The 11,075-nt window shown below is 45.0% G+C and carries 7 protein-coding genes; 5 read left to right on the forward strand and 2 right to left on the reverse strand.

The annotated features are described in order from the left end of the window. Nucleotides 1–124 precede the first annotated feature (124 nt). The 3 genes from glgX to IJJ71_RS01355 all read left to right on the forward strand — a co-directional run bounded on the left by glgX (nucleotide 125) and on the right by IJJ71_RS01355 (nucleotide 5,390). Nucleotides 125–2,194: a glycogen debranching protein GlgX gene (gene glgX / locus IJJ71_RS01345; protein WP_367113201.1), complete on the forward strand. Its 2,070-nt coding sequence runs from the start codon at nucleotides 125–127 to the stop codon at nucleotides 2,192–2,194. 41 nt (nucleotides 2,195–2,235) lie between these two features. Continuing rightward, complete coding sequence (locus IJJ71_RS01350) at nucleotides 2,236–4,698, forward strand: glycogen/starch/alpha-glucan phosphorylase (protein ID WP_296844864.1); 2,463 nt, start codon at nucleotides 2,236–2,238, stop codon at nucleotides 4,696–4,698. Nucleotides 4,699–4,817: 119 nt separating this feature from the next. Next, nucleotides 4,818–5,390, forward strand: a complete 573-nt coding sequence (locus IJJ71_RS01355; protein WP_296844865.1) for a putative ABC transporter permease — start codon at nucleotides 4,818–4,820, stop codon at nucleotides 5,388–5,390. A gap of 18 nt (nucleotides 5,391–5,408) precedes the next feature. Here the strand turns inward: IJJ71_RS01355 and IJJ71_RS01360 are convergent, their stop codons facing one another. Further along, nucleotides 5,409–6,965: a GGDEF domain-containing protein gene (locus tag IJJ71_RS01360; protein ID WP_296844866.1), complete on the reverse strand. Its 1,557-nt coding sequence runs from the start codon at nucleotides 6,963–6,965 to the stop codon at nucleotides 5,409–5,411. Between the two features lie 110 nt (nucleotides 6,966–7,075). Continuing rightward, entirely contained in the window at nucleotides 7,076–8,644 is a 1,569-nt protein-coding gene (gene putP / locus IJJ71_RS01365; protein ID WP_296844867.1) for a sodium/proline symporter PutP, read from the reverse strand. A 179-nt stretch (nucleotides 8,645–8,823) separates the two neighbouring features. Between putP and IJJ71_RS01370 the strand changes: the two genes are divergently transcribed. Both IJJ71_RS01370 and IJJ71_RS01375 read left to right on the forward strand, forming a co-directional pair. Continuing rightward, nucleotides 8,824–10,527: an SGNH/GDSL hydrolase family protein gene (locus tag IJJ71_RS01370; protein WP_296844868.1), complete on the forward strand. Its 1,704-nt coding sequence runs from the start codon at nucleotides 8,824–8,826 to the stop codon at nucleotides 10,525–10,527. Nucleotides 10,528–10,770: 243 nt separating this feature from the next. Beyond that, nucleotides 10,771–11,075, forward strand: a 305-nt coding sequence (locus tag IJJ71_RS01375) for an adenylosuccinate synthetase (protein WP_296844869.1), incomplete at its 3' end; no start/stop codon positions are given.

Here is an 11,075-nt window from a genome sequence, read left to right on the forward strand (position 1 = left end):
TTTCCAAAATTCCGAATTTTCTATGACTATTGTATGATTATCTGAAATTCTTCTTTAATTTTCTAACATGCTGTGTTATAATGTGCCTAATATGGACTCGATTCGGACTAAAGCGGGAAAACCCATGAATCTTGGGACTACCGTTACGCCTAAGGGTGTGTATTTCACTGTATTCAGTAGGAATGCAAAAAAAGTTTTTCTCGAACTATATAATTCTGCAGAAGATGCGGCTCCGTATCATACTGTCGAATTAAATCCTGAAGAAAACCGCACTGGCGATTTGTGGCATGTCTTTGTCGAAGGGCTTAAAGCCGGGGATTTATATCTATATCGGGTTGACGGTCCTTTCACTCCGAGCCGCGGACATCGCTTTGACAAAACGCAGTCTCTTTTTGACCCGCGTGCTAAGGCTTTCACTTCCGGCTCTGTTTTCAAGTACATGCTTCCAGGAAAAGACAAGTACATGGAGCGTTTTCCAAAATGTGTAATCGTTGACGACGAGGATTACGACTGGGAAGATGACAAGCCGCTCGCTATTCCGCTCGAAAAATCCATCATTTACGAAACTCATTTAAAGGGATTCACGGCTTCACCTACTTCAAAAGTCGAGCATCCGGGCACATACCGTGGTCTCATCGAAAAAATTCCTTATCTTCAGTCACTTGGAATTTCTGCCGTCGAACTTCTTCCTGTTTTCGAATTCGACCAGTACGAAAATACAAATGTCAATCCTCGCACCGGCGCACGAATGAAGAATTACTGGGGCTACAGCACAATCGGCTTCTTTGCTCCAAAATGTTCTTATTCAAGCGACAAAACTCCGGGCGGTTGTGTCCGTGAATTCAAGGATATGGTCAAAGCCCTTCACAACGCAGGAATCGAGGTCATTCTTGATGTTGTTTTCAACCACACCGCAGAGGGCAATGAAAACGGAATTTCCCTCAATTTCCGTGGTTTCGACAATAAAATCTTCTACCACCTTGTTCCTGACCACAAAGAATACTACATGAACTATTCCGGCTGCGGAAATGCGGTCAATGCAAATCACCCTGTCGTACAGGATTTCATCATCGACTGCCTCCATTACTGGGTTCTTGAAATGCATGTTGACGGCTTCCGTTTTGATCTGGCAAGCGAATTGTGCCGCGACGAAAAAGGATTCATCTGCGACAACGCGCCTATCGCAAAACGAATCGCCGAAGACTCAATTCTCCGCAACACAAAAATCATCGCCGAGCCATGGGATTGTGGCGGAGGTTATCAAATCGGCAACTTCCCAGGCGGAAGATGGTGCGAATGGAACGACCATTACCGTGACGGAATCCGCCGCTTCATCCGTGGCGACGAATACATTGCAAACGAAGCCGCAACACGAATCGCAGGGTCCAACGACATCTATGCGCTCAGTGGCCGCGCTCCGATTCATTCAATCAACTTCATTACGGCTCACGACGGCTTCACCCTCAACGATTTGGTCACTTACAACCACAAGCACAACGAAGACAATGGCGAAGGCAACCGAGACGGCAATGACAACAACCTCAGCTACAATTACGGTTACGAAGGCCCAACGGTCAATCCTAAGATCGAAAATCTTCGTGCGACACAGCTCCGCAACTTCTTCACAACACTCATGATTTCTCAGGGCATACCGATGTTCGTCGCCGGCGATGAAGTCCGGCGCACACAGGGCGGCAACAATAACGCATACTGTCAGGACAACGAAACATCTTGGTTCAACTGGGAAGACTTAAGCAACAATTCGCAGATGCTAGAATTCGTGCAGAAGCTCATCGCATTGCGCAACCAGCATCCTGTTTTCCACCGCCGCACATTCTTCGGCGGAGCTTCGACAAGCCAGTTCAACGAGCCGCCTGACATCAGCTGGTTCAATTTCGACGGTACAGTTCCAGACTGGAAGAAAATGAACCGCTATCTGGGCTTCCGTCTTGGCGGAAAAGCAGCCGGATTGCCAAAGGATGACAATGATTTCTTCATCGCAATGAACATGGACATCCATGATTTGACAATCACTGTTCCAAAGCCATCGAGCGGCCGCAAATGGTACCGCACGATTGACACCTCAATCCATAACCGCACGGCAATCCTGCTTGGCGGTGAGGAAGAAACCTTGAATTCCCAAGAGCACTATGTCCTTGTGGCAAACAGTATCTTGGTTTTAATAAGCAAATAAAAATGTGTAACCCGCTTTGCGGAGTTAAAAAGGAGCAACACATGAAATTTGATGCAGAGAAATTCAGAGAGAATCTTTCCGCTCGTCTTCGCCGACAGTACGGAAAAGACATTTCTCAGGCAAACAGTCACGACTTGTTTGACGCAGTTTCTGCTTCGGTACAAGAATTGATTATGCCGGCTTGGATGGCAACCCGTAATTCTTACGAAAAAAAGCCGACAAAACAGTTGTACTATCTTTCAGCCGAATTCCTGATGGGACGCGCATTGAGCAACAACCTCATCAACCTCGGAATCAAAGATGAAGTAAAGAAAGTTCTCAAAGACATGAACATCAACTTCAATCTTATCGAAGACGAGGAACCAGATGCTGGTTTGGGCAACGGTGGTCTCGGCCGCCTTGCAGCTTGTTTCTTGGACTCATTGGCAACTTTGGACTATCCTGGACACGGCTACGGAATCCGCTATCAGTACGGTATGTTCGAGCAGCGCATTGAGAACGGCTATCAGGTAGAATATCCTGACAACTGGCTCAAACACCGCGATCCATGGGAAATCAAACGCTCTGACCTTGCTGTTACCGTCAAATTCGGCGGCGAAATCAAATACGGCAAGACTCCGGACGGTCAGGACCGCTTCTATATTGAAAACGCAGAAGAAGTAACAGCTACACCTTACGATATCGCTATTGTCGGTTTCGACACAAACACTGTAAACACACTCCGATTGTGGCAGGCATCAAGCCCGAACGGCTTCGACTTGCAGCTCTTCAACGACATGAAGTACAACGAGGCTGTTGTACGCCAGAACAGCGCAGAGAATGTAAGCCGCGTTCTTTATCCGAACGACTCAGGTCCAACTGGTAAGGCTCTCCGCCTCAAGCAGCAGTATTTCTTCACATCTGCTTCTTTGCAGGACTTGGTACATCACTTTGTTGCCGACCACGGCACAGATTTCTCAAAATTCCCAGAATTCCATGTAATTCAGCTTAACGACACTCATCCGGTAGTCGCTATTCCTGAGCTTATGCGAATCCTCATGGATGACTACGGCATGGGCTGGAACGCATCTTGGGACATCGTTCAGAAAACATTCGCTTACACAAACCACACAATCCTCGCTGAGGCTCTTGAGAAGTGGGACATCGCAATCTTCCAGGGTCTTCTCCCTCGAATTTACCAGATTGTCGAAGAAATCAACCGCCGCTTCATGATTGAGCTTCGTGCAAAATATCCAAGCGACTACAAAAAGCAGAACCACATGTCAATCATCCACGACGGAAAGGTTTACATGGCTTGGCTCGCAATCCACGCAGGTTTCAGCGTAAACGGCGTTGCGGCATTGCACACAGAGCTTCTCAAAAACCAGGAACTTAAAGACTGGTACGAGCTTTATCCTAAAAAATTCAACAACAAGACCAACGGTATCACACAGCGCCGCTGGCTTTTGAGCGCGAACCCGGAGCTTGCCGAATTCATCACAAAACGAATCGGTCACGGCTGGGAAAAGGATTTGACAAAACTCAAGGAGCTTGAAAAATTCGCTGATGATGACGCATCTCTCGAAGAGCTCATCACAATCAAACGCCACAACAAAGAGGCTTTGGTTGAATACCTCAAGCACAAGCAGAACGAATTCCTTGACCCGGATTCAATCTTTGATGTTCAGGTCAAACGACTTCACGAGTACAAACGACAGCTTCTCAACATCCTCCACATCATGTACCTCTACAACCGAATCATCGAAGATCCGACATACAATGCTCCTAACCGAACATTCATCTTCGGTGCAAAGGCTGCATCAGGCTACCGCCGCGCTAAATCAATCATCAAGCTCATCAATACAGTTGCTGAGCGCGTAAACAATGATCGCCGAATCGGTGGAAAACTCCGCGTTGTATTCATCGAAAACTACCGCGTTTCTGTAGCAGAAAAGATTTTCCCTGCTGCTGACGTTTCCGAGCAGATTTCAACAGCTGGTAAGGAAGCTTCTGGTACATCAAACATGAAGTTCATGGTCAACGGTGCGCTTACAATGGGTACACTCGACGGTGCAAACATCGAAATTTTCGAGGAAGCTGGCAAAGAGAACGGATTCGTATTCGGTCTCACAACTCCTGAAATCCAGAAAATGGAAGAAGAACATTCATACAATCCGCAGCAGTATCTGGAGCGAAACCCTCGGCTCGAAAAGGTTGTTGAGCAGCTCGTTGACGGTACTTATGACCCGACACGACAGATTTTCAAAGAGTTGCATGACTCACTTCTCTACGGTGTTGAAGGTCAGCGTCCAGATGTCTACTATGTACTTGCCGACTTCGACAAATACTGCAAGGCACAGGAAGCACTTGCCAAAGCTTATACAGACAAAAAAGGCTGGGCAAAGAAAGCTCTCATCAACATTGCAAACGCAGGTAAATTCTCTTCAGACCGCACAATCGAGGATTATGTCCGCGACATCTGGCACTTGAAGAAAGTTATCGTTGAAGACAGCGAAGTAAAATAAGGTCGGTACGGCACATTCGTGCCGTTGTCGCAAAAGCCGCGCGAGATTTTTATGTCTTGCACGGCTTTTTTTGTTTGCGGTATCGCATTTCCCGATGTAAAATATTCTCAGGGCTAATCATGCGAATCCAGCTGAAAAATGAAGAATTTGACATGCGGGATTTTCTCTTTATTGTGCTGATGATTGGTGTTTTCAGCGCAATAGGCGGATTCGTTTATGAGACGATTTTCTACCGCCTTGCATGGGGATATTTTGTAAAACGGGGAACAACTTTCGGCCCTTGGATTCCTATCTACGGAGCCGGCGGCATTTTCATGACTGTTTCAATATGGCGTTTCCAGAAAAATCCTCTGGCAGTTTTCTTAATCAGTTTTTTTGTGTGCGGTATTCTTGAATTTTTTGTCGGATTCGTACTTTTTCACTGTTTTGGCGGTCTGCGACTGTGGGATTACAACAGCGAGCCGTGGAATTTCGGCAACATCGGCGGATATGTCTGCCTTCGTTCCGTTGCAATTTTTGGCATTTTCGGCTTCCTGCTTTTTTACGGCGTAATTCCTGAGATTCTAAAAATCAGAAAACGGCTTTCAGAAAAAAGCTTTAAGCTCATTTCATGCCTGCTTGCGGGAATTTTCATCTGCGACATCATCCTTCATTTTGCAGTTTATGGCCTCAATCACACAGTCCCGCGTTAGCATCAAAATGAACCTAAATTACTCTTCCCTAACCGCTTTCATTGCCTTTTTGTTCTTGTACATTTCAACATCAGCACGCTTGAAAATATTTTCATAAGCTGAATCAATTTCAGGATTGTAAATTGCATAGCCGATTGCGGCAGAAATCTTTTCCCAATATTCCAAAGTCGGATTGTCGTGCGCTTGTTTTAGCTGCCAGTTAAATTCGGTGACAAGCTCATCGATATTCTCCAAATCGTGCCCTTTAAGAATCACGACGAATTCATCACCACCGATTCTGAATACAGGAGAATGCTCGAAAATATGACAGACCATTCTGCTCAGTGAGACAATCGCGATATTTCCCTTGTCGTGGCCGTAAGTGTCATTGATTCGTTTGAGGAAGTTGAGGTCTATCATAACCACACCGATTTTTTTAAGCCCGCTTGCCATTTCCCACTCAATTTTCTGCACTTCCTTATCATAGCCTGTCTTGTTTCGGATTCCAGTAAGAGAGTCCTTCATGGCAAGCTCATTCAGCTCGATAGCCTGCTGCCTTGTATCCTGCAAAGCTTGCTTGGTTTTGGTGAGATTCTGGATATAAAGCTCCAGCTCGTAAATCATATCGGCAAATTTTGCCATTATAGAGGAAATCTCGTCCTCGTTCGTGACTTCTTTTTTAAGCAACTCTGCGATTTTAGGATTCTTCTTTTCAGAATATTCATCGATTACATTACTGAGCTTGACAAGTTTGCGAATATACTGGCTTCGGATTATAGAAAGGAGAAGCAACGTGAAAAGAACGAGCACCCCGCCAATCATGAGCATCTGGCGGATTGTCGCTTTAAGAATTTCATGGTTGACTTTGCCAATTTCAACTTCTACACCAATCAATCCAAGTTTTCTAGTTCCGATGTAAAGCGGCATATAGTAAGCGTAAGTCTTGCCAAATTCATTGTCAAAAGCGTCATAACCAGTAGGCTGAATTCCCGAAATCCATGCCTCCCATTCTGTTTGATGTTCCTCGAAAGCATGTGTTACCGTTATTCCAAGCTCAATATATTTCTCATCGTCAACAATTTTTGCATCACGCAAGGCATCAAGCGCATACATAATGCTTTTACCCGCTGTGTTTGGAATCACATATTCAACATAAGCCAAATTGAATCTTTGTTTTGCCTGCTCGAATTTATCGAGATAATATTCATGCTTGTAGACTGTATAAGCTGTTTTTACATCCTCAGAAAGCTCGTCAAACGAAATGTCCACGCCGAGAATCATTCCGGGATATTTTTTTAAGAAAAGATTTTCATACTTATGGCGAGCTTCTTGAATTTCTTTGGGGCCAAAATCATGCGGAACCAAAAGGTCTTTGTAATGCTCAACAAAATATTTTTGCCACCACAAAAAATCTGAGCCATCAGAAGTGATTACTTCTTCAAGATATGATGCAACATAGCGTATGCTTTCCTCGCGTTGCTGTTTATAAAGATTGGTCTGATTTAGATAAGAAAGAATTGAACCGAAAACGAGAGTTACGAATGTGAATCCCACAAACATTAATGAGAATTTGAATGTCAGGCTGCGTTTTTTCAAAGAAAAACCCCCGTTACAGTGGAATCCAAATGAAGCTTAAAACATGAATTCCATTATAACAGAAGGTTTTTAGAAAAACAAAAGAAATCTTTTTAATTATGAAGAAAAATTTAGTCTTTCATTTCTTTGTAGGCATCGAACTGAGTGAGCACTTTTTCGTCCTTCTTTTTGTCAAGGAGAGAGACAACAACTGTGAACAAAAGACAAACTGCGAAGCCCGGCAGAATTTCGTAGAGGCCGAAAATCTTGTGGACTGAAGCCGGAATATTGTGCCACAAAACGACAGCCGCAAATCCTGTGATAAGACCTGCAATTGCGCCCTTAGCCGTTGTTTTTCGCCAGTAAAGAGCAAGGAGAACGAGCGGACCGAATGTTGCGCCGAAGCCAGCCCAAGCGTAAGAAACAAGCCCGAAAATTGAAGAATTCGGATTGAGCGAAAGGAAGAGCGCAATCAATGAAATGAAGAAGACCGTGAATCGGCTGATGTTAAGGACTGTTTTTTCATCAGCATTCTTGTTGATGATTCCTTTGTAGATGTCCTGCCCGAACGCACTTGAAGCCGCAAGAAGCTGAGAATCCGCAGTTGACATTGAGGCAGCCAAAATCGCACACAAGAAGATTCCGCCTATGAAAGCCGGGTACATTTTGAGCATTGTCGCGCTGAAAACAGTCTCAGCGTCGCCGAACTGAGTTACACCGGCCACAGCAACTTCCTCGCTGCCAGTTCCAAGAAGAACGCCGTGCTTCAAAAGATAAGCCGTGCCCAAAGTACCGATTAAGAATGTTCCGACATAAGAAATGACCATCCAGACTGTACCGATTCGGCGGGCTTTTTTGATGTCCTCGTTTGAGCGGATTCCCATGAAACGGACGATGATGTGCGGCATTCCGAAGTAACCCAAGCCCCATGCGAGAGCCGAAATAATTGCCATTCCGCTGTAAGATTTGTTTCCTTCAAAAGCTTTCTGTAAATTCTCGCCGAATTCATTTGCGAGCGCACGAGCATCAAATGCCTGAACCTGCGCAATTGCCTCGCTAGGACCACCCAAAGCAAAAATTGCGATTGTGGCTGAAACCACGAAAGCAACGAAAATCAAAGTTCCCTGAACGAAATCCGTAGTACAGACTGCGGTGTACCCGCCTGTGATTGTGTAGCACAAAATTACGACAAGGCCGATTGCCAGTCCTGCGTGATATGGAAGTCCGAAAACTGAGTTGAAAAGTTTTGCACAGGCAACGAATCCTGAAGCCGTGTAAATCGTGAAGAAGAATACAATCAGGACAACCGAAACGATTGAAAGGATATGAGATTTGTCGTTGAATCGGTTTGAGAAGAACTCAGGAATTGTGATTGAGTCACCGAAAGAAATTGAGCATTTGCGCAAAGGTTTTGCAACGAAAAGCCAGTTGAGGTAAGTTCCAACGATAAGACCAAGCGCAGTCCAGAAAGTCTCGCGAACGCCACCAAGATAGCACAAGCCAGGCAAGCCCATCAAAAGCCATGCGCTGGAATCCGAAGCCTCAGCAGAAAGAGCCGTGACCCACGGACCAACCTTTCGTCCGCCCAAGAAAAAGTCTGATGAGCTGTTGTTTTTGCTTGCGTTCCGAAGACCGATGTAAATCATAAATCCCAGATAAAGCAAGAACGCAAGATTTTTTGCAAGCATTACAGAATCCATTTTTTACTCCAATTTTAAATTAGTAGGACAATCTTAAAGGAATTTAAAACATTTTTAAATAGGACAATAGTTGTATAAATCTGACAAAATCCGACAAATTCACATCTTTATTTTAACTTTTTATTTCAAAAAACTCGTTTTATACTGAATCAAATTCCTATATTCTATGGAGAAATAAAATGAAAAAAACATTTATTGCGGGCATTGCCCTACTCGCTTCCATTTCCTTTTCTGCTTTTGCTCAGGATGCAGCAACAGCAAAACTTGAGAAAACAGAAGCCGTCGTTGCAAAAGAAATCTCTGTTCCAAGCACAAGCGGCCTTTCTCGAATCTTTATCGTCGGAGACTCGACCGCATCGCCTTTCAACGATCCGTATTATATCCCGCGATTCGGATTCGGAACAAAACTTCAGGATTATCTTGACCCTTCAAAAGCTGCCGTCGTAAACCTCGCAGTAAGCGGCCGCTCATCAATCAGCTTTATTTCTGATTCAGGCTCAGCAGTAAATTACGACATCCTCAAAAAGAACATCCGCAAAGGTGACTATCTTGTAATCGCATTCGGTCACAATGATGAAAAACTTGAAGCAGAGCGTTTCACAGACCCGAACATGGGAAAAGATGATGAAGGCTCATTCCAGTATTCGCTTTATCACAACTACATCAAGCTTGCTCAGGATGCAGGCGCAACACCAATCCTCGTTACTCCAATCGTCCGATACAGCCCGAAAGGTGAATATTCTGGCTCAGTCGTCCATGTCACAAAGGGTGACGAAAAATTCCCAGGCGGAGATTACCCGGAAGCAATCCGGGATTTGGGAAAAGAGCTTAACATCGTCGTTGCAGACCAGACAGCAAACACAAAAGCCCTCTACGAAAAAGAAGGCGAAGAAGCAAAGAAATTCCATGCAATGACAGGCTCAAAAGAGGCTTCCCTTGATTCAACACACTTGAACGCTTACGGAGCCGCAGTCGTAGCAAAAATGCTCGCAGAGGACATCGCATCAAAAGACTCAACATTCAAAGGCTTCCTTGTTGCAAATCTTCCTTCACCATCATACAGCCTTGAAAGTCTCAAAAATCCGGCTTATGTAGAGCCAGGATTCGGTGCTCCAACAGAAAAAAGCTCTGTATTCATTACAAAAGAGCCCTGGTGGGGTTCTGCATTCGGAAACATCGGCGGCGCAAAAAATCCAGAGAATCCAGACTATTTCGGAATCGAAGAGACTGAAACCGGCGTCACAATGCATTCCGGCAAAAAAGACGGCAGCAAGGATGTCGGTAAAATCGCATCTTCTGAGGACGGAATTTTGTTCTACTTCCAGAAATTGCCTGTCGATAAAGACTTCACAATCAAAGCAACTGCAAAAGTCCTTAACCTCAAGTCAAACAATCAGGTTTCATTCGGACTCATGGCACGCGACAATGTTCTCATCGACGAAAATGTTGCCGGATTCAACAGCAATTATGTTGCAGCAGCTCCTCTCAAAATCAAAAATGAAAACTGGGCCGCAGGCTTTGCACGAATCGACACAGTTCTCAATGAAAACGAGCATGTCGTAGAATCAGTTCCAGCAAAAAACACTGTCGTAGAGCTTTCAATCGTAAAGAAAGGTCAGGAATTCACAGTCAAATACGGAAAGGAAGAGCCGGTCACATACACAGTCAACCTCGGTGAGAACGACAAGGACAACATGTATGTAGGCGCATTCACTTCAAGAAACGCTTATGTTGAGTTCACAAATCTTTCTCTTGATTACGCAGGCGCAAAAGCCGCATCAGGAAGCAGCTCACCGGCCGCAATCATTGTCATCATCGTTGCAGTACTCGCAGCAATTGCAGTCTGTGCATGCGTAGTGCTCAAAAAGAAGAAGAACGCATAATCTGGGCGCCACCGCCTTCTGGCGGTCGGCTGTTCCGCACTTCCGCTGTCGCTTCATTCTTCCATTCCTTTCAGTCATTTCAGAACGCCTGCGGCGGTACTCCATAGCCTGGCGCTCTGATTCTGTCCCTCTCATTCTGAGAGGGCATTTTTTTTGCTTATTTTTGCTTAATTGAAACAATCTTCAAATTCTGATATTATAAAATGTATTTTTGCGTAGAAACGCGTGATTTTGGGGGCTTTTATGAAGGTCGTTGTTATCGGCGCTCAGTGGGGCGACGAAGGAAAAGGAAAGATTGTTGATTATTTGGCAGAAGATGCTAAATATGTCGTTCGTTATGCAGGCGGTCCAAACGCTGGCCACACAATCGTAGTAGATGGCAAGCAGTTCGCTCTTCATCAGGTTCCGTCTGGAATTTTGTATCCGAACAAATCTGTTTTCCTTGGTGCCGGCATGGTAATCGACCCGGAGGCACTTTTCAACGAGCTTCAGATGCTCAAAGACAACGGAATTGACTGGGAAGGCCGCGTTTTCATTTCTGACCGCGC

Origin of the sequence: Treponema sp. (assembly GCF_017430385.1) — a bacterium.
Taxonomy (GTDB): domain Bacteria; phylum Spirochaetota; class Spirochaetia; order Treponematales; family Treponemataceae; genus Treponema_D.